This is a genomic window from Marinomonas piezotolerans (genome assembly GCF_003362755.1).
In the GTDB taxonomy this organism is placed as follows: domain Bacteria; phylum Pseudomonadota; class Gammaproteobacteria; order Pseudomonadales; family Marinomonadaceae; genus Marinomonas; species Marinomonas piezotolerans.
On record NZ_QKRA01000001.1, the window covers coordinates 643,458 to 662,545 of the forward strand.

Here is a 19,088-nt window from a genome sequence, read left to right on the forward strand (position 1 = left end):
TAAAGACTCCCACATGGAAAAACAGCAAGAAGCCGCGCGCCCAACTTCAAAAGGCCCAAAACGTCAGCGTAGACCTCGTCGTAAACACAATAAAAACAGTGGTAACGAAACGAAAGCAAACGCTCCGGCTACTACTGAGAAAGACAGTGGTGAGCTTTGGTCAATTGATCAGTTTCAAGTAGCCCCTGCAGAGGGTAAATCCCGTTTTCACGATTTCAACATCCCTGATCGTGTCCTAAAGTCTATTCAAGAAATGGGGTTTGAGTACTGTAGTGAAATTCAAGCCGCCACGCTACCAGCAACACTTGAAGGTTATGACTTAATCGGGCAAGCCCAGACAGGTACGGGTAAGACAGCTGCCTTTTTGATCGCGATGATCAGTGACTTTTTGGATTATCCAGCGGATGCAGATCGTCCGAATAACTTTCCTCGAGGGTTGATTATTGCGCCGACGAGAGAACTTGCGCTTCAAATTGCAGACGAAGCTGATAAATTGACCAAAAACACCAATCTCAACGTCGTATCACTAGTGGGTGGCATGAGCTACGACAAACAACGCTCTCAACTTGAAACCGAGTACGTTGATTTAGTTGTTGCAACACCTGGCCGCCTGTTGGACTTTGCCCGCAACAAAAAAGTTATGCTTAACAAAGTAGAATGCGTTGTTCTTGATGAAGCCGATAGAATGCTATCAATGGGCTTCATTCCTGATGTAAAAAGCATCATTCGTATGACTCCCCACAAAGAACGTCGTCAAACTATGTTGTTTAGTGCGACATTCCCAAAAGATATTCAGGCCTTAGCACGCCAATGGACGTATTACCCGAAGGAAGTATCAGTAGTCCCCAAGGAGACGACCAACAAAAATATCGATCAGGTAATCTACACCGTAGAAGCGGAACAAAAATGGCCAGTGCTTAAAACACTAATCGAAGGGAATGACGGCCAGCGCACCATCATTTTTGCGAACCGACGCGACGAAACACGTGATCTGTATGAAAAGCTAAAAGGCGCGAACATCAATTGTGCCATCCTTTCTGGAGAGGTTACGCAAGACAAGCGAGTTAAAACATTAGCAAGATTCAAAGATGGCAGCATCCAGGTGCTCGTTGCGACGGATGTCGCAGGACGAGGTATCCATGTCGATAATATTGAACTTGTCGTTAACTACACGCTGCCTGAAGATCCAGAGGACTATGTGCATCGCATCGGCCGAACAGGGCGCGGTGGCGAAATGGGTAAATCCGTAAGCTTTGCGACGGAAAATGATGCATTTATTATCCCAGAGATAGAGGCCACTATTGGTGCATCGATACGTTGTGAATACATGATCGAGCAAAAATAACGAGGTCTCATGAAGCTTTCCCACCGATTCGCGCAGTTGGGCCCTGAATTTTCGACGCATACTCAAATTCACCCCCTTAAAGAGCAGCGATTGGTGGAGGTAAACAAAGACCTCGCAGAGAACCTCGGTATTGATATAGAAGATATCGAGGTTCAGAACATCCTTTCCGGCGCCACACATCTCACTCATTCTGTAAGTATGAATTATGCAGGTCATCAATTTGGGGGCTTTACACCTCAGCTGGGAGATGGGCGAGGTATACTACTAGGCGAAATCAAAGCTCCCGACGGCACTTTGCATGACATTCATGTCAAAGGAGCTGGCGTAACGCCCTATAGCCGTCGAGGAGACGGTCGAGCTGTTTTGCGATCCTGCATTCGAGAATACCTAGCCAGTGAAGCTATGAATGGGCTTGGTATCGCTACCTCGAGAGCACTGGCATTGTTCGATAGTTGTGAGGCCGTTTATCGTGAACAGCTCGAATCCGGAGCACTGTTCATACGCACAGCTCGAACACATATCCGCTTTGGTCACTTCGAATACTTTTATGCCCACAAAAAATACGATGAGCTTCAGCAACTCATCAACTATACCTTAGAAACATATTTTCCAAAGGCAGTGACTTCAGAGCAGCCTATTGTCGAAATGCTCAAAGACATCGTCATACGAACCGCAAAAATGATTGCACAGTGGCAAAGTGTTGGGTTTCAACACGGCGTCATGAACACTGACAATTTCTCCATTTTGGGTGAAACCATTGATTATGGCCCTTTTGGCTTCATGGAAGATTTTGATGACCATTGGGTATGTAATCATTCGGATCATGAAGGGCGCTATGCATTTGACCGCCAACCTGGGATTGGTCTATGGAACTTAAACTGCCTCATGCGCTGCTTTTCTCGCCATCTCGAGCGGGAACAACTTGTAGATGTCCTTAAGCATTACGAACCAACACTGCAAAGCCATTACGATGATTTGATGTGCGCCAAACTCGGTCTTTCAAACAAGGATCAGCTAGAGCCTTTGCTAAGCTCTTTATTCCAGCTCTTACGTAAAGAGCGCTTAGATTATACGATTTTTTTTCGGTTGCTCAGCCATTTAGAGCAGCCGGTTTTTGACACTATTTTAGATAAAGCCGCAGACTGCGAGGCTATGCAACAATGGCTAGCAAGCTATTGGGCGGCCAGATCGGACGGTCGCGATCAAACATATGTCGCAGAAACTATGCGCACCCACAACCCAAAGTATATACTTCGAAAGTATCTCGCTCATGAAGCGATTGAGGCTGCGAAAACTGGGAATTACTTACCCTTGCAGCGCCTTTTAACTGTATTAAAGCAACCTTTTGATGAGCACTCTGAAAGTGAAGCACTTGCTATGCAAGCCCCTCGTTGGGGGCGTCACTTAGCAGTAAGCTGCTCATCCTAACCATTTGGTAATTGGACGTACTATGGACAAGCACTCAGTTTGTGTATTGGGCGGGGGCAGCTTCGGCACCGCGCTTGCCAACATTATGGCCCAAAATGGGCATCAAGTAAGTCAATGGATGCGCAATCAAGAACAAGTGGAAGAAATTAACCTAACAGGGTTAAACAGCCGTTACTTACCCAACGCTCCGCTGCATCAAGAATTACTTGCAACGAGTAATTTGGAAGAAGCAATACGCGCCAGTGACACCATTTTTGTGTCCATCCCATCCAAATCATTTGAACAAGTTGTCGAGCGCATTAAACCTTTGCTAACGCCCGAAAAAATTCTAATTAGTACCACTAAGGGGTTTAACCCTAATCGCTTTGAAATGATGAGCGACATTCTGCTTCGTAATGATATAAGCAAGCGGGTAGGGGTATTAAGTGGACCAAATTTGGCAAAAGAAATTGCAGCAGGTCAATTGACCGGGTCGGTAATCGCTAGCAACGATCAAGATTTGCGGCACACCGTCATTGAGCTTTTAAAGTCTCGAACATTCCGTGTTTACGAGAATAAAGACATGGCTGGAGTAGAGCTGGCAGGCGCACTGAAAAATATCTATGCAATTGTTTGTGGGTTGGCGAAAGCGGTAAAAGTAGGTGAAAATACGATGGCAATGATTATGACTCGTAGCCTTGCCGAGATGAGTCGTTTTGCCGTACATTTTGGTGCTAACCCAATGACATTCTTAGGATTAGCGGGCATGGGGGATCTGATCGCTACTTGCACCTCTCCACTTAGCCGTAATTACCGGGTAGGCTTCGCACTTGGATCAGGGGAAGAACTTGAAAAAGCCATCGGTGCGATTGGGGAAGTAGCGGAGGGCGTAAATACGCTAAAAATGGTCGTCGAAGAAGCAAACAAACATGGCCTATACATTCCGCTGGCCACGGGTCTATATAAACTAATTTTTGAACAAGCGAGTTTAGACTCTCTTATTGGTAGCCTGATGACCGGCGAGCAAAAGTGGGATGTAGAATTCGCTACCGTAGGAGAGCACGAAAATGGGTAAACCAGGTTACGCAGATCAAAATTACTGGATACGAATCTTATTCATGTTGATTTATTGGTGCCTGTTAAACATAGCACTAACGCTATTTGGCTTTCTTCTGATCATAGTAGGTGTTATTCGTCTTGGCTCCAAACATGAGCCTGTAACACTTACCTCATGGTTAAAATCTGTCGGTATGTTTATCAAGCAAATCATGTCTTTCCTTGCTTTTACCACAGAGGAGAAACCTTTCCCTTTCCAACCTTGGCCGGAAAGCAATGACAGTGAAAAATAAGCGACTATATATTCTCCGTCATGGGAACGCAGAGCCATTTGGTTATCAAGATGATGCTTCACGTGCTTTGACAGAACGAGGCTTTGAAGAAGTGCGCGATACAGCGAAGCAATTCTCTGAACGCAATGAAAGTATCGATTGTATTTTTGTGAGCCCGTATTTACGGGCTCAACAAACCGCTAATGAGTTTGTCAAAGTTATGGGCAGTCAGATCGTCCCCCATTCAGTCGACAGCATTACCCCAACAGGAAAAGACATTGATGTTGCGCTTTGGCTTAATGATCAGCCATATGAATCAATTCTAATTGTTACGCATCAACCCTTTGCATATCAGTTAGTTGATTTATTGTCTGATGCGCCGTTGCCTGTTTCGTTTCAGATGCAAACCGCTACCATGGCCTCATTGGAAGGGGAGATATTTGCAACAGCCTGTTGCCAATATCGTTGGGCAATCTCGCCTACTCAGCAATAGAATGCTTTAACGAGTTTACAATGTGTAATGAAACTTCATTTAACCTTGGCTACACCAAGCTAGGCGCCAAACAGTGGCTTTCATCTAACCCAAACGCGCTGCGCATACAGATGCTGCATGGTTGGCTAGATAACGCCGCAAGTTTTGATAATCTTGCTCTGCGTCTACCAGAGTACAATATCACCGCCATTGATCATGCAGGGCACGGTCTCTCTGATCACAAACAAGACGGTAGTTTTTACCATTTGTGGGAACATGCACTTGACGCCATCGGCGTACTCAACGCCTCAACACAAAGCTCCTGGCTTATTGGGCATAGCATGGGAGGAGCGGTCGCTATACTCGTCGCGGCGCTGGCACCGGAAAAAGTCCGAGGGCTTATTATTCTGGATAGTATGGGCCCACTGACCGCCAAAGCAGATGAGCGTGTTGCAACCATGCAGAGAGCGGTGCAAAAAATGCTTCAAAATAGAAATGGGCGCTATACCCAATACCCATCTCAAGAAGACATGATTCATGCCAGAATGAATGGTTTCACATCACTCTCATACGACGCTGCACGTCCACTTGTTGAGCGTGGTTCAGTGCAAAAAGAAGAAGCTTGGGTGTGGCGAAGCGATCGTAAACTGGCTTTTCCTTCGCCATTTAGGATGGATGAATTGGCAGTCGAGGCCTATATTAAAGCGATAAAATGCCCAACACTGGCACTTGTTGCAGATTCTGGTGTCTATGAACACAACACTGAACTGGTCAACAAAAGAGCCAACGCATTTCCGTGGATTAAGCTCAAGTGGCTACCCGGCAATCACCATTTTCACTTGGAGCCAAACACAGCTTCAGCGGTTGCGGAAGAAATTAGGCGCTTTATAGATCAAAATTAGTACCCAATTGGCTTAGGAGTCACTCGTATGTTTCGACTATTTGGGGCCGTCATTTCGTCCTTGATCATTGCATCAACAACCTCTCATGCTGCCACGACGGATATCCCAACATTTCGTGGGGCACAAATCATCAAAAGCAAACCAGTAGAAGGAAGTGTCATTGAAGTTCCGCTGGCTAAAATTTATCGGTCAGGTAGAGGGTGGGAACCCGAGACGGTAAAACGGGTTGAAGGACAAGCATTTCAAACACTATATAAAATTGGACGTAATGTGCCGCTTGAGGAAGTGACTCGGTATTATGAGAACGCTTTAAACAATATAGACGGCAGTAGTACGCTCTTTGAATGCGTGAGCAGATCCTGTGGTAGCTCTAACGCTTGGGCAAACAATTTTTTCAACGATTACCTGCTGTATGGGGCTGATCAAAGTCAGTTTCTTAAAGTGATATTAGACGGCGAAGGCCATTATAGGATCCTATACATCAATCGTCGCGGCGCGGGTGATGTTATGGTACGCATAGACGAGGTCATACCTGACGGCAGCGGTAACGCGCAACTTAGTATTTTAGCTCAGTTAGGCGCTACCGACACACCCCGCATTCGCAGTTTTTTACGCGAACAATCCGATCTAACACGCATCGTTGCTTTTATCACCGCTGCAAGCTCTGACGAAAATCCCATCGAGCGTGGCGACCAGTATATTACAGCGATAAAAGATGCCATCAGTGCCGATGAAGCGCGAAAGTTGAGAATGATTAACCTAGCGAATATGGGCAATCCAGTTTATGGAGAAAATCGCATCATTTTTATCAGTATTGCGAATTAACAGTACGTTCAAAGGTTTCGAATGACTAAAAAAACCGTTTCTTTAGTGTTGGGCAGTGGTGCTGCTCGCGGCCACGCCCACATTGGGGTTATCAATGCGGTACTGGAGCAAGGCTATGAAATTGTCTCGATTTCAGGTTGTTCAATCGGTGCAATAATTGGCGGTATTCATTTACAAGGAAAGCTCAAGGAATACCAAGACTGGGCTGAATCTTTAGATAAGTTTCATGTATTAAAGCTGCTGGATATGGCGGTACTGCGAGGGGGATATATTAGTGGTGATCGTTACTTTCAAACCATTGCTTCAATAATAGATGATATTAAGATCGAAGAATTACCCGTCCCTTATACGGCAATCGGCGTAGATATCCTTAGTCAAAAAGAGTTTTGGTTTCAAAAGGGCAGTTTGATACAAGCAATGCGTGCTTCGTCTGCGGTCCCTTCTATCGTCACCCCTATCCAAATTAATGGTCGAGTATATGTTGACGGCGGCGTACTCAATCCACTGCCTATTATTCCGTCTGTTTCAGCCGGAGCCGATTACATCATTGCTGTAGATCTGAATGGCCCTGCTCGTGAGCTATCAGAAGAAGAGTTTATCAAGCAAGATGATGAACCTGAATGGTGGTCAAGCGTTAAAAGCTTTTTCGGAAAAAGCAAAGATGAAGCCACTACAGCGTCAAAAAGCTATGAACCGCAAAGTTGGGGACGCTTGCAAACAATCAATATGATGTTTGAGACAATGCAAGAATCTTTGACACAGTATAAAGTTGCGGGCTACCCACCCGATTTGCTTATATCCATTCCCAAGGATACCTGCAATTTTTATGAGTTTTGGCGATCAAAAGAGCTGATTGATTTTGGCTACGACATTGCCAACAAAGCACTTGATCAACTTCAAAAACCCAAACAAACCCACTTTTCATTTCCAAAGGGGCAGTAGCCCCTTTTTAGTTTTAGCTCTTTTATAGGTTGTTTCCTAGCTCCGCTCCTAGGCTATGACAGAGCAGCAAAAGATAATACAATTACGATTATTATCATTGCATATAGATAGGATAATCCATGGCACGTAAAGCAAACATCGCAAAAGAAGAAATTATAGAAGCGTGCTGGATTCTTATTGAACAAAACACCTTTCCGAATATCCCGCGCCTAACTGAGTACTTCAAGCGGTTAGACGGGCGAGGGTGCTCAAACACCACCCTATTAAACGCAATTACTGAATGGGAAGAAACGTACCGAGAGCAGCAAGAAAGTGACTTATCGGACTTGGCTGAACACATAGCACCTAGTGTTAAACGCTTTAGCAGAGATTTAGTGCAATCGGTATCGGTACTATTGGATGAGAAAATTCGCCAGCACGAGGATGCCTTATCATTGCGCAAAGCCTCATTAGAAGGACGCAGTGACTCACTTTCAGAAGCCCTCACGTATACAACTGACGCCCTACAAGAGACCCGAGAAAGGTTAAGTGAAAGGAGCGCACGAACCCAATTTTTAGAAGAAGAAAATGAAAAACTAAAACAACATCAAACGGATATCCTTGCGAGAAATAGAGTTTTAGAGTCAGAACTTGGGCTACTTAAGCAACAGCTTAACGAAAGCGACGCGAAGTTAAACCAAGCGCAAGTAGACCTAGCTAAACAGGATAATCAGATCGATTCGCTTCAAGTTAAGTTACGCGATGCCCAAGCGGAACTAACACAATTAAAGATGAATCATGTCTCTCAATATGACCAAAGCATGAAAGACACATTGACCGAACTAAGAAATATTACGAAATCCTTGGGTAACAAGCAGGGCGATGCATAGAGCCAGAGCGCCAAAATCGTTATAATACCAGCCTTTTCGAATAGATTGAGTACAATGAGTAAACATCAAACTGCCGTACGTGACCTGCAATCCATACAAGATTTTATTCGTTGGACTTACTCACGTTTTCGCCGCTCTGACATATTCTATGGTCACGGTACTGATAACGCATGGGACGAAGCTGTACAACTTGTTTTAGGGGCGCTTTCACTGCCTATTGATTTCGATAAAGATCTCTTAAACAGCAGACTCACCTATAACGAGAAAAAGCACATCTTAAAACTGGTCGATACTCGAATCCATAAACGCGAACCATTACCTTATTTATTGGGTGAAGCATGGTTTATGGGACTGCCGTTCAAGGTAACGAAGGATACTCTCATTCCACGTTCGCCTATTATGGCCTTATTACAAAACGAATTTCAGCCGTGGTTGCAACATTACCCACTGGCAATCTTAGATATGTGTACTGGTACTGGCTGTCTAGGTATCGCGGCAGCGTTAACGTTTGAAGATGCGTCTGTTGATATCACGGACATCAGCGAGGCAGCGCTCGCCGTCGCAGCCGAAAATATCGAGATGCATGAAGTGGGTGAACAAGTTACGGCCATTCAGTCCGATATGTTTGAAGGCTTACAAGATAAGCAGTATGACTTAATCATATGTAATCCTCCTTATGTCGACGCGGAAGATTATCAAACTGCACCCAAAGAATTCCATAACGAACCCCAACTTGCACTCACATCAGGGGACGATGGATTAGATTTTACTCGGAAGTTTTTATCCCAAGCAGCAAAGCATTTGCATGATAACGGTATCGTAGTTTATGAAGTCGGTAATTCAGAAATTGCGCTGCAAGAAGCTTATCCAGACACCCCATTTATGTGGGTAGAACTAGAACACGGTGGGAATGGCGTCTTCGTTCTTTCCAAACAAGAATTAATGACATTACAACAAGAGTAACGTAACGAAATGGCTGGCAATACATTTGGAACTTTGTTCAAAGTCACAACTTTTGGTGAAAGCCACGGGCTGGCTCTCGGAGCCATTGTTGATGGCTGTCCACCAGGTCTAGAACTAACTGAGGCAGACCTACAACGAGATCTCGACTTACGCAAACCAGGCACCTCAAAACACACAACGCAACGCAGAGAGCCAGACGAAGTCGAAATTCTTTCGGGTGTTTTTGAAGGAAAAACAACAGGTACTCCGATTGGTCTCGTAATCCGCAATACTGACCAGCGTTCAAAGGACTACGGCAATATTCAAAACACCTTCCGTCCTGCTCATGCAGATTATGTATACGACCAGAAATTTGGTTTTCGAGACTATCGTGGCGGTGGCCGGTCTTCCGCTCGCGAGACGGCAATGCGAGTTGCCGCCGGTGCAATCGCCAAGAAGTGGCTCAAACAACGCTACGGAATTGAAATTCAAGGTTTCTTATCCCAGCTCGGTCCGATTAAGTTAGAGGTAAAGGATCTCAGCCAAGTCTACGAGAATGCTTTCTTTAGCCCAGATCCTGACGCTATCCCAGCTCTTGAAGAATACATGACCAACCTACGCCGAGAAGGCGACTCAGTTGGCGCAAAAATCACCGTCATTGCGAAGCATGTAAAACCTGGCTTGGGCGAACCTGTTTTTGATCGGCTCGATGCTGACCTTGCCAAAGCGATGATGGGAATCAATGCTGTCAAAGGGGTCGAAATTGGCGATGGTTTTGATGTGATCGAACAGAAAGGAAGCGAGCACCGTGATGAGATGACTCCAAATGGTTTCCTAAGTAATCATGCAGGCGGTGTTATCGGTGGTTTATCTTCTGGTCAAGACATCGTGGTACATATGGCTCTTAAACCAACGTCCAGTATTACCATCCCAGGTCAGAGTATTGACCGTGAAGGTAATCAGATCGATGTCATTACAAAAGGGCGTCACGATCCTTGCGTTGGGATACGAGCAACACCCATTGCCGAAGCAATGATGGCTCTTACACTGATCGACCATGCATTACGCGATCGAGGTCAAAATGCTGATGTGCAATGCATGACCCCCGTAATAAAAGGATTAGCAGAGTAATCTGCCAAAGGCCGCCCATGTGGCGGCCTTTTACGTTATAACAACAATCACTTCTTCAAGGAGGCCAACATGTCTTCCGCTGTTATTCGTATACAAGTCGGATCAGAAAACCCTGTCAAACATGGTGCTGCGATAAAAGCATTTTCTAGAGCGTTTCCCGGTCATGCAATTCGATGCGATATGGTGAAAGCACCATCAAATGTGCCAGATCAACCCATGTCAGAAGCTGACACGAAACTCGGTGCTCAAAATCGTGTCACATACTGCGCTCATCAAGACAAGAAGCAAAAATTTCAATATTACGTCGCTATGGAAGGTGGCGTGGATTTATTCGATGAAGGTCCAGCGACCTTCGCCTACGTCGCAATACGGGATTCCAACGGAGCCTTGGTAACCGGCCGAAGCGCAAACTTGCCGCTGCCCCGTACGATATTCAATCGCCTAGAACAAGGTGAAGAACTTGCCGACGTCATGGACGATGTTTTCAATCAACACAATATAAGACAAAAGGGCGGTGCTATCGGCGTTTTCACAAATCATCTTGAAACACGAGAAAGTGTCTACATGCAAGCATTGATACTTGCGCTGGCACCGTTTCTACACAGTGAGTTTTACGCATGATCCAGCGCTATAGCCATTTCTTATTTGATGCGGATGAAACGTTGTTTCGATTCGACGCTTACGCTGGGCTAAAACTCATGTTTTCGCAATATGGTGTCGACTTTACCCGATCTGACTTCGAGACGTACCAAACCGTTAATCAACCTTTATGGATTCGCTATCAAAATGGTGACATCAGCGCGGATGCTCTACAAACAACTCGGTTTAACGCGTGGGCGTCAACACTTGGAGTGTCTGCCAACGAATTAAATGATCGTTTTTTAGACAGCATGGCCACTATATGTAAGCCGCTAGACGGCACCCATGAGCTGATTAAGTATCTTATGAGCCATCGAAAGTCCTTAACGATTGTGACCAATGGGTTTACAGCACTTCAAGAACGTCGCTTAAAGCAAACGGGGCTTTGGACTGCCTTTGATCACGTCATCGTTTCAGAAGAAGTTGGTCACGCCAAACCCAGTCACCATTTTTTTGATCACACCTTTGAGAAACTCGGACTCGACCACAAAGACAAACCCCAAATATTGATGATCGGTGACACGCTATCGTCTGATATTCTAGGCGGTATCAACGCAGGCATAGACACTTGCTGGGTCAATCACCATCACGCTACATCTGGTGACATCAGGCCAACGTACAACGTCTCAGACTTACACCAACTGCTAGCACTGTTACAGGCTGGCTCATAATCGTTAAATAACGCCAGCAGAATCAACATAAAGAGAGTTAAAATATCTCTATAATTTCCGATAAATGTTATTATCGGAAATAACGATATTAGGCATTTCTAGGGCGCTTTAATTGCGTTTTAAGCATTTGACCCATTTAGAAATAATCTTGCGCACATTGAATTACTAGATATTGGCTTTATCTAATAGATATCCTGAACAATTTTTACGGTAACGCTAATGTCTCATTCACAACCATCTCTTTTTACACCCGTTGAACTTGGTGACCTCACATTACCAAATCGAATTGTTATGGCACCATTAACGCGTTGTCGTGCCACTAACCACCAACCCAATGAACTCATGGCTCAATATTATGCTCAACGTGCATCCGCAGGTTTGCTAATCACGGAATGCACCATGGTGTCAGAAGGCACATCGGCATTTGGTAACGACCCAGGCATTTACTCAAACGAACAAGTCGCTGGATGGAAAATGACGACTGATGCCGTGCATACCGCTGGTGGCCGTATATTCATGCAAATCTGGCACGCTGGACGTGCTGCGCATCCTTTATTTAATGATGGCCAGCCGTCTTTTGGGCCTAGCGCTATCGCTATTGACGGAGTCACTCATACACCCGAAGGTAAACAGCCTTATTCTGTCCCTCAAGAGCTAACTAAAGACCAAATCAGAAACATTGTAAAAGACTTTCGTCAAGGCGCCGAAAACGCAAAATTAGCGGGGTTCGACGGTGTTGAAATCCACGGAGCAAATGGTTACCTGATTGACCAATTTTTACGTGACAGTAGCAACCAACGCACTGATGAATACGGCGGATCCATGGCAAACCGCGTTCGCTTCCTAGGTGAAGTCATTGAAGCTGTCAGTGAGGTATTTGGAAGTGGTCGTGTCGGTTTACGTTTGTCGCCTATTAATGGCACTCAAAGCATGTGTGACAGCGATCCCATTGGATGGACTGAGTTCTTAGCTAACTATCTTAATCAATTTGACTTAGCATACCTTCACGTAATGCGCGCAGACTTCCTTGGTATACAAAAAGCAGATGTACTAAGCGTTGCACGCAATCATTACAAAGGGCATTTAATGGTTAATATGGGTTATGATGTCAACGAAGCAAATGATGAGATTGCGAATAATGATGTTCAAACTATCGCATTTGGTAAGTTAATGTTGGCGAACCCAGACTTTGTTGAGCGTGCCAAAATGGGCGCAGAGTTTAATGTTCCTAACAAAGATACCTTCTATACATCGGGTGCTGAAGGGTACATAGACTACCCTACTTTGGCGTCTGCTTAATTTTGATCATGCTCAGTGAAGGCCAAGTCCTAAGTTACTTAGCCTTCATGCTTCCCTATATAACGCCTCACCCAGTACACCAAAATATTGCTGGAACATTTCATTGATCATCTGACGCTGCAGACCTTGCGGGTAAAGCCCTAGCTTTGCTTCATCCGAAGACCTTGTACCACTCACTAAAAAACGGTTATTGGGTGTACAGTCTTCTATGTAGGCTTCAAATGCTCTGGCACAAAGTTCTTCTGGACGCGAGTAATATAGGATACCGAGACGTTCGTCCGCTTGCTTTGAACACTGAAATAAGTCACTCGGCTGAGTTCCATCTATCGATAGCATAATTGCAGAAAAACACTCAGACAACAGTTCATTAAGGGGGTGCTGTCGGGTAGGATATTCACTGAGCCACATTTTTGAAGCGAATGCCATCTCGTCTGCAATGGGGAACATCTTCTCCCCCATATAATGATCAAAAGCATGGAACCATTCATGAGCTAAGCTACCTGCGCCCGCATTTTTGGCAAGTGACAATGTATGTAATGCAGGGACATAATGCGCAGAAACGCCAAGTCGACCACCTTTCCCGTATTGCAACCCTAAGCTACCACGTAGAGAAATCACAAGCTCTGGGGCAGTAAGAATTTTCTGTAGATCACACAGCGCATTGTAAAATTGAACGGCCGCGCGATCTCTTTCCTCCGAACTCACCCAACGACCCATTTCAATGCTTTTAAAATTAAAATGCTTACGAATATCGACGAATGATAATGCTTGGTGAGCTTGTCTCATCATGCCCTTAAATAGATAGTTCATAAAATCTAACGTTAACATTTTGAGTGTAGCGTTACACTCGCGCTCTATGAAAAGCACCGTTTACGAAATAGATTCATAGTTCAATTCTTTTGTTTTTTGATGAAGTATGAAGAATAACCCCACTCATTTCACGCTTGGTCCCCAACATGAACTCACTACCAACAAACACCGAGGCACCACGCCACCTTCAGTACCTTCGAGTGTTTGCACTAGGGTTTTGCGCATTCATCTTTAATACCTCTGAGTTTGTCCCTGTTGGATTGCTTACAGATATTTCTACTGACTTTGGTATCGCTCCCTCACAAACAGGTTGGATGCTTACGATCTATGCTTGGATTGTCGGAGTGATGTCGCTTCCCATGATGCTAATCACCAGTCGTCTAGAACGTAAGCGACTTTTATTATGGACATGTAGCATCTTTACATTAAGTCACGCTATGTCGGCCATCGCTTGGGACTTCCAAAGTCTGGTGATTAGCCGCATCTTAGTTGCCTTCTCTCATGCCGTTTTTTGGTCTATTACCGCATCTATTGCGATTCGCGTTGCACCTCCCGGCAAAATGAACTTTGCCTTGAGCGTTTTAGCAACAGGAACCGGTATGGCAATGGTACTGGGCGTGCCACTTGGTCGTTTAATTGGTCAGACTTGGGGGTGGCGGATGGCCTTTGAAGCGATTGGATTGGCGGCGCTGATGACGACCGTCGCCGTGTTTCGGCTACTTCCTGCGTTGCCTAGCATGACGACCTCTGGAGTTGCTAGCAAGCTGAAGTCTGTTTTCACGAATAAGCTGCTTTTCATTATATACTTTGCGATTCTTCTAACGTTCACAGCACACTATACAACTTATAGTTATATAGAGCCTTTTTTGCAGCAATACGAGGGTATTTCCGAACAATTTACCACTTTTCTATTATTGCTTTTTGGGTTGGCAGGCATATTAGGGAGCGCTGCATTTGCGTACTTTGGTGAAAAGTATAGCAACCCTTTGTTAATCATCAGTGGTTTGGGGCTAGCGGTCTGTGTACTCATACTTGGCGCCGCTGCAAACGTTACCTGGCTGGTGATGATCGTCACGATCATCTGGGGGGCATCGCTCATGACAACAGGGTTAGCCCTTCAAGCGCGGGCGCTTGGCCTTGATCCAAGCGCCTCTGACATTATTATGTCTCTTTACTCTGGCATCATTAATGTAGGTATTGGTGCCGGAGCATTGATAGGAAGTATTGTAATCGAAAGTGCTGGCATTCAATACACGTCTTACACGAGTGCATGTGTTGCTGCCTTAGCACTGGTTGTGATTTCCTATGTTACCAGGCTAAGACTCAAACATGTTTCCGTCAGCGGCGGCCATTAGGCCGCTTACCTAACCAAAACCACCAAATGATAAACGCGATCAATGCGACTCCTAACAGGTTCATGAATAACAACATTATTGGTCTCTCTCTGCATTATAATTGGATGACTGCTTAGGCTTAAACAAGCGTAGGCGATTCGCATTCAAAACAACGGTAATCGATGACAATGACATAGCTGCACCCGCTACGACTGGGCTCAATAGCCAGCCTGTAAAAGGGAATAGCACGCCAGCCGCCAACGGGATGCCTAAAGAGTTATAGCCGAATGCCCCCCATAGGTTTTGCTTAATATTGTTCAACGTTGCTCGACTGATCGAGATCACCTTGGCAATATTCGCTAAATCGTGTCCGATCAAAGTGATGTCGGCGCTCTCCATGGCAACATCCGTTCCATTCCCCATAGCAAAACCGACATCCGCTTGCGCCAGTGCTGGCGCATCATTGATGCCGTCTCCCATCATTCCAACAACCTCAGACTTATTTTGGAGCGCTTTAACGTAATCCAATTTGTCTTGAGGGCGCATGTTAGCTTGATAGTGATCAATGCCGACAGCTTCGGCAACGGCTTTGGCGGTTGCATCATTATCACCAGTGAGCATGATCACTGTAATACCTTCTCGGTGAAGGTAATCTATCGCAGTTTTTGCGCTGGATTTAATTTTATCTTCTATAACGAAGGTCGCTACGAGGTGCTCTGAATTCGCCAAATATACGATCGAGCCCACGCTATGCTTTGCGTCTTGTGGCAAATCAATCTTGTGATCTTGCATCAGTGCCTCATTACCCAATAAGTACGACACACCGCCTATGACACCTTTTACACCTTGACCCGTAACGGATTCAAAGTCTTCAACCGTTTGTTTTGGTTCACCATGATCTTGTGCATACGCTAATAATGCTTGGGCAAGCGGATGGTTTGCCCCCATTTCAAGGCCTTCGACCACACTTTTAATCAACGTTTCCGACTCGTGTTGATTGTCTACAGAAGTAACAACCGGCTTACCTTCAGTAATCGTTCCTGTCTTATCTAAAATGATGGTGGTGATCTCGCTGGCCTTTTGTAATGCATCGCCATTACGTATCAAGCCACCGTATTCAGCGGCTTTACCGACCCCAATCATGGTGGAAATGGGTGTTGCTAAACCGAGTGCACAGGGACACGCAATAATCAGTACGGATACTGCTGCAACCAACATGTTGACCGCAACAGGACTTGGACCAAAGTTAAGCCAAGCTAACGCGGCGACAATCGAAATAATCATGACACTTGGAACGAACACCGAAGACACTTGGTCTGCCAAGCGACTAATGGGCGGTTTGGAGTTTTGAGCTTTGCCCACCATGGTAATAATCTGTGCCAGCAGGGTATCTCCACCTACTTTGGTCGCGCGATAGATCAAACTGCCGTTACCATTGATGGTTCCCGCGGACACTTCATCTCCCTCTCCTTTCTCGATAGGAACAGGCTCGCCCGTCAACATAGATTCGTTAATGGACGAAGCGCCTTCCGTTACGATGCCATCGACGGGCAGTTTCTCTCCTGATTTGACGCGAATTAGATCATCGATTTGAATGTTTGCGATATCGATCGTCTGTTCATGGCCATTTCGAATCACAGTAGCAGACTGAGGACGAAGGTCTAATAGACGTTTAAGTGCCGCACTGGTCTTACCTCGCGCCCGAACTTCCAGCGCTTGCCCCAAATTAATGAGGCCCAAAATCATGGTACTCGCTTCGAAATACAAATGACGAGCATTGTTTGGCAACCAATCTGGAGCGAAAACGACGGCCATGGAATACAACCAAGCCGCTCCAGTCCCCATTGCGATCAAGGTATCCATATTGCTGTGTCGATGTTTAAACGCTCGCCATGCACTTTGATAATAGTGGCGGCCAGAATAAAACATCACCATTGCACTTATGACACCAACGGCTCCCCATATGAGCTGATCCCTCATCGTCGCGACTTGCATTGAGCCGCCTAATAATCCCCATAACATCAAGGGAACACCCACCATCAGGCCTGCAATCGAAAAGCGAACTTTCTGTTGATATTCTTGTTGTTCTTTTTGTGCGCGCTTTTCTTGGGCCTCAGCTGGATCTTCGATAACCTCAGCCCCATAACCCGCGTTGGTCACGGCGTTAATCAAATTTTCAAGCGCTGCGCTGCCAGAGATTTGAGCGGTTCGGCTGGCGAAGTTCACTTCTGCATTGTCTACACCTGAAACCGTATCTAACGCTTGTTGAATCGTGTTGACGCAACCGGCGCAGGTAATGCCTGATAGAGACAACTGGACGCTCTCACTTTGCAGCGGTGTATCATTCAATTGTTTTACTTTTTTATCAGGCTCTACGCTCTGTTCGGTAAATTCATCCGAAACACTCTTTGAATTGTCGACATTTTCGGCTGTCTCTTTTGTCGGTTCGGATTCACCTTGAAATTGATAACCCGCTTCCGTGACAGCTTTCTTGATATCATCCTGCGATAAGGTCGAAGTCACGATCAGTTGATTATCACTAGGCCATCCAATCACCTCCGCAAATTCATCTAACGCTTCAACCTCGCGGCGCACATTACGAACACACCCTTGGCAGCTCATACCCGTAACGTGATACGTCCTCGTCGGTATCTGCTCGGCATTCACGGCTCTATTTAACCCCTTGTATTCATAGCCAGCAGAGTGAATGGCCTGTTCGATTTGAGCTAAGGGTAAATGAGTAATGACTACTAATCGGTCTTCTTTGGGATAGCCAGTTACTTCTACATGTTCGTCTAGGCTTTCAAGTTGCTTACGAACATTCCTCACGCAACCTTGGCAGGACATACCCGACACGTAAAGATCTAGGGTTTGCGCATGATTTTGTTCAATAACACTCATATTATTTCTCCTCAGAGCATTGCGACGCATCTGACGTTTCCCAATCTTCAATTAAGCAACAGATTGAGTGGCCATTTGGAACACCGTCTTCCATCGCTTCCCAAGCAGTCAGTGCGGCCTCCATTTTGATTAAGTGTGCTTGTAAGTCTGCGATTTTCTTTTGCGTTTCGGGGACTTTTTGACGTAACAAATCCCTGACCATGGGGCATGGTGAATCACCTGAGTCCGACTGTTCAAATATTTGCGCTATCTGTTTTAAGCTAAATCCCAAAGTGCGGGCTTGTTGGATAAAACGCACGCGCTGCAGTGCCACGTTGTCAAATTCTTGGTAGCCATTTTGTGCATTACGTTGAGCGTGAATGAGCCCTTGCCGACTATAATGGCGAACCGTTTCTGGCGTTACCTTAGCGGTTTTCGCTAGATCGCTTACTTTCATCAAAGCCTCCAATCTTTCTATTTTATAATCAGCATACAACTTATGTGTTACACATAGGTCAAATCGTGATCGTATTCTTTTCCGTTGTAACATGGAACGTCACAAACCAACTTTTAAAAACGTGTTACCCATGGATACTAGATAGACTGGTTGTTCTAACAAGAAGGGAGCTGATGCTGGGGATTTAACGTGAAATGATAGAGCTTTCAGTATGGTTTATTGATAACGGCACATCGCCAAGTAGACTCCCTATTAATAAGAGGAGCCGACATCGCCGGCTCCTCTTTAACACTAAAGTTGATCTTCGGGGTCATTCACACGAGCGTATACGTTTAAAGTACCATCAGTATTTAATTGCATTACCGAATACGGCATGAATTGACCGTTATATTCCATTCCTGGTGAGCCTACCGGCATAGCAGGAACGATCAACCCCTTTGCGTCCGCCGGTGGGTTTGCAAGAAAGCGTTCTATATATTTTGCAGGAATGTGACCTTCAAATATGAAACCTGATGCGGATATAGCAGTATGACAAGAACGCGCATTAGTAGGAATCCCCGATTCATTTTTGATCTGGTTTAGATCTTTAGGGTGGTGAATTTGTGTCTGATGTCCGTGCATATTCATATGCTCTACCCAGCCCGTACAACAACCACACGTAGGGCTTTTATAGACCTGCAACTCAGAATGCGTCTTTATCTCTAAATGAGCATTGTTTTCTGCGGCGACAACCGATTTCGGGAAAAGCACAGCCATTGAAAGTATCAGGGTTGGAACGAGAGTAATTAAGGTCTTCATAGTTTTCTCCAAATAAAAAAAGGGACATTAAGCAATA

The 19,088-nt window shown here is 45.3% G+C and carries 19 protein-coding genes; 15 read left to right on the forward strand and 4 right to left on the reverse strand.

What is annotated here, in order from left to right; translation table 11 throughout:
* Window positions 1-13 precede the first annotated feature (13 nt).
* The 14 genes from DN730_RS03020 (at window position 14) to DN730_RS03085 (ending at window position 12,772) form a co-directional block, all read left to right on the forward strand.
* Complete coding sequence (locus DN730_RS03020; RefSeq protein ID WP_115466615.1) at window positions 14-1,345, forward strand: DEAD/DEAH box helicase; 1,332 nt, start codon at window positions 14-16, stop codon at window positions 1,343-1,345.
* Window positions 1,346-1,354: 9 nt separating this feature from the next.
* The gene (locus DN730_RS03025; RefSeq protein ID WP_115466616.1) at window positions 1,355-2,773 is read left to right on the forward strand and encodes a protein adenylyltransferase SelO; all 1,419 of its coding nucleotides are present in this window, start codon (window positions 1,355-1,357) and stop codon (window positions 2,771-2,773) included.
* A 22-nt stretch (window positions 2,774-2,795) separates the two neighbouring features.
* Window positions 2,796-3,827: an NAD(P)H-dependent glycerol-3-phosphate dehydrogenase gene (locus DN730_RS03030; protein WP_115466617.1), complete on the forward strand. Its 1,032-nt coding sequence runs from the start codon at window positions 2,796-2,798 to the stop codon at window positions 3,825-3,827.
* A complete protein-coding gene (locus DN730_RS03035; protein ID WP_115466618.1) occupies window positions 3,820-4,101 on the forward strand; it encodes a DUF4389 domain-containing protein in 282 nt (93 codons plus the stop codon). The genes DN730_RS03030 and DN730_RS03035 overlap by 8 nt, the downstream gene beginning before the upstream one ends.
* The gene (gene sixA, locus DN730_RS03040; protein WP_115466619.1) at window positions 4,085-4,573 is read left to right on the forward strand and encodes a phosphohistidine phosphatase SixA; all 489 of its coding nucleotides are present in this window, start codon (window positions 4,085-4,087) and stop codon (window positions 4,571-4,573) included. The genes DN730_RS03035 and sixA overlap by 17 nt, the downstream gene beginning before the upstream one ends.
* Window positions 4,574-4,593: 20 nt before the next feature.
* Entirely contained in the window at window positions 4,594-5,454 is an 861-nt protein-coding gene (locus tag DN730_RS03045; RefSeq protein ID WP_115466620.1) for an alpha/beta fold hydrolase, read from the forward strand.
* A 27-nt stretch (window positions 5,455-5,481) separates the two neighbouring features.
* Window positions 5,482-6,279 (forward strand): DUF4892 domain-containing protein, encoded by a 798-nt coding sequence (locus DN730_RS03050; RefSeq protein ID WP_115466621.1) that lies wholly within the window; start codon window positions 5,482-5,484, stop codon window positions 6,277-6,279.
* Between the two features lie 21 nt (window positions 6,280-6,300).
* Entirely contained in the window at window positions 6,301-7,221 is a 921-nt protein-coding gene (locus DN730_RS03055; protein ID WP_115466622.1) for a patatin-like phospholipase family protein, read from the forward strand.
* A 119-nt stretch (window positions 7,222-7,340) separates the two neighbouring features.
* Entirely contained in the window at window positions 7,341-8,090 is a 750-nt protein-coding gene (locus tag DN730_RS03060; protein ID WP_115466623.1) for a DNA-binding protein, read from the forward strand.
* Window positions 8,091-8,144: 54 nt separating this feature from the next.
* Complete coding sequence (prmB, locus tag DN730_RS03065; RefSeq protein WP_115466624.1) at window positions 8,145-9,053, forward strand: 50S ribosomal protein L3 N(5)-glutamine methyltransferase; 909 nt, start codon at window positions 8,145-8,147, stop codon at window positions 9,051-9,053.
* Between the two features lie 9 nt (window positions 9,054-9,062).
* The gene (gene aroC / locus DN730_RS03070) at window positions 9,063-10,163 is read left to right on the forward strand and encodes a chorismate synthase (protein WP_115466625.1); all 1,101 of its coding nucleotides are present in this window, start codon (window positions 9,063-9,065) and stop codon (window positions 10,161-10,163) included.
* A gap of 69 nt (window positions 10,164-10,232) precedes the next feature.
* Complete coding sequence (gene yjjX / locus DN730_RS03075; RefSeq protein ID WP_115466626.1) at window positions 10,233-10,784, forward strand: inosine/xanthosine triphosphatase; 552 nt, start codon at window positions 10,233-10,235, stop codon at window positions 10,782-10,784.
* The gene (yjjG, locus tag DN730_RS03080; RefSeq protein WP_115466627.1) at window positions 10,781-11,473 is read left to right on the forward strand and encodes a pyrimidine 5'-nucleotidase; all 693 of its coding nucleotides are present in this window, start codon (window positions 10,781-10,783) and stop codon (window positions 11,471-11,473) included. The genes yjjX and yjjG overlap by 4 nt, the downstream gene beginning before the upstream one ends.
* A 219-nt stretch (window positions 11,474-11,692) precedes the next feature.
* Window positions 11,693-12,772 (forward strand): alkene reductase, encoded by a 1,080-nt coding sequence (locus DN730_RS03085; protein WP_115466628.1) that lies wholly within the window; start codon window positions 11,693-11,695, stop codon window positions 12,770-12,772.
* A gap of 45 nt (window positions 12,773-12,817) precedes the next feature.
* On the opposite strand, the gene DN730_RS03090 is transcribed toward DN730_RS03085, so the two are convergent.
* Window positions 12,818-13,582 (reverse strand): CLCA_X family protein, encoded by a 765-nt coding sequence (locus DN730_RS03090; protein WP_211313812.1) that lies wholly within the window; start codon window positions 13,580-13,582, stop codon window positions 12,818-12,820.
* A 146-nt stretch (window positions 13,583-13,728) separates the two neighbouring features.
* Between DN730_RS03090 and DN730_RS03095 the strand changes: the two genes are divergently transcribed.
* Window positions 13,729-14,937, forward strand: coding sequence for a sugar transporter (locus DN730_RS03095; protein WP_115466629.1), 1,209 nt, complete (start codon window positions 13,729-13,731; stop codon window positions 14,935-14,937).
* Window positions 14,938-15,012: 75 nt separating this feature from the next.
* On the opposite strand, the gene DN730_RS03100 is transcribed toward DN730_RS03095, so the two are convergent.
* From DN730_RS03100 to DN730_RS03110, 3 genes are all read right to left on the reverse strand, one after another.
* Window positions 15,013-17,817, reverse strand: a complete 2,805-nt coding sequence (locus DN730_RS03100; protein ID WP_115466630.1) for a heavy metal translocating P-type ATPase — start codon at window positions 17,815-17,817, stop codon at window positions 15,013-15,015.
* Window position 17,818: 1 nt separating this feature from the next.
* Complete coding sequence (locus DN730_RS03105; RefSeq protein WP_115466631.1) at window positions 17,819-18,253, reverse strand: MerR family DNA-binding protein; 435 nt, start codon at window positions 18,251-18,253, stop codon at window positions 17,819-17,821.
* Between the two features lie 291 nt (window positions 18,254-18,544).
* Window positions 18,545-19,051, reverse strand: coding sequence for a DUF411 domain-containing protein (locus tag DN730_RS03110; RefSeq protein ID WP_115466632.1), 507 nt, complete (start codon window positions 19,049-19,051; stop codon window positions 18,545-18,547).
* Between the last annotated feature and the right edge of the window lie 37 nt (window positions 19,052-19,088).

What these genes read in the sequence shown, in the direction of transcription:
- DN730_RS03020 (WP_115466615.1), top strand. Translation starts at nt 14, where the DNA reads ATGGAAAAACAGCAAGAAGCCGCGCGCCCAACTTCAAAAGGCCCAAAA.
- DN730_RS03025 (WP_115466616.1), top strand. Translation starts at nt 1,355, where the DNA reads ATGAAGCTTTCCCACCGATTCGCGCAGTTGGGCCCTGAATTTTCGACG.
- DN730_RS03030 (WP_115466617.1), top strand. Translation starts at nt 2,796, where the DNA reads ATGGACAAGCACTCAGTTTGTGTATTGGGCGGGGGCAGCTTCGGCACC.
- DN730_RS03035 (WP_115466618.1), top strand. Translation starts at nt 3,820, where the DNA reads ATGGGTAAACCAGGTTACGCAGATCAAAATTACTGGATACGAATCTTA.
- sixA (WP_115466619.1), top strand. Translation starts at nt 4,085, where the DNA reads ATGACAGTGAAAAATAAGCGACTATATATTCTCCGTCATGGGAACGCA.
- DN730_RS03045 (WP_115466620.1), top strand. Translation starts at nt 4,594, where the DNA reads ATGTGTAATGAAACTTCATTTAACCTTGGCTACACCAAGCTAGGCGCC.
- DN730_RS03050 (WP_115466621.1), top strand. Translation starts at nt 5,482, where the DNA reads ATGTTTCGACTATTTGGGGCCGTCATTTCGTCCTTGATCATTGCATCA.
- DN730_RS03055 (WP_115466622.1), top strand. Translation starts at nt 6,301, where the DNA reads ATGACTAAAAAAACCGTTTCTTTAGTGTTGGGCAGTGGTGCTGCTCGC.
- DN730_RS03060 (WP_115466623.1), top strand. Translation starts at nt 7,341, where the DNA reads ATGGCACGTAAAGCAAACATCGCAAAAGAAGAAATTATAGAAGCGTGC.
- prmB (WP_115466624.1), top strand. Translation starts at nt 8,145, where the DNA reads ATGAGTAAACATCAAACTGCCGTACGTGACCTGCAATCCATACAAGAT.
- aroC (WP_115466625.1), top strand. Translation starts at nt 9,063, where the DNA reads ATGGCTGGCAATACATTTGGAACTTTGTTCAAAGTCACAACTTTTGGT.
- yjjX (WP_115466626.1), top strand. Translation starts at nt 10,233, where the DNA reads ATGTCTTCCGCTGTTATTCGTATACAAGTCGGATCAGAAAACCCTGTC.
- yjjG (WP_115466627.1), top strand. Translation starts at nt 10,781, where the DNA reads ATGATCCAGCGCTATAGCCATTTCTTATTTGATGCGGATGAAACGTTG.
- DN730_RS03085 (WP_115466628.1), top strand. Translation starts at nt 11,693, where the DNA reads ATGTCTCATTCACAACCATCTCTTTTTACACCCGTTGAACTTGGTGAC.
- DN730_RS03090 (WP_211313812.1), bottom strand. Translation starts at nt 13,582, where the DNA reads ATGAACTATCTATTTAAGGGCATGATGAGACAAGCTCACCAAGCATTA.
- DN730_RS03095 (WP_115466629.1), top strand. Translation starts at nt 13,729, where the DNA reads ATGAACTCACTACCAACAAACACCGAGGCACCACGCCACCTTCAGTAC.
- DN730_RS03100 (WP_115466630.1), bottom strand. Translation starts at nt 17,817, where the DNA reads ATGAGTGTTATTGAACAAAATCATGCGCAAACCCTAGATCTTTACGTG.
- DN730_RS03105 (WP_115466631.1), bottom strand. Translation starts at nt 18,253, where the DNA reads ATGAAAGTAAGCGATCTAGCGAAAACCGCTAAGGTAACGCCAGAAACG.
- DN730_RS03110 (WP_115466632.1), bottom strand. Translation starts at nt 19,051, where the DNA reads ATGAAGACCTTAATTACTCTCGTTCCAACCCTGATACTTTCAATGGCT.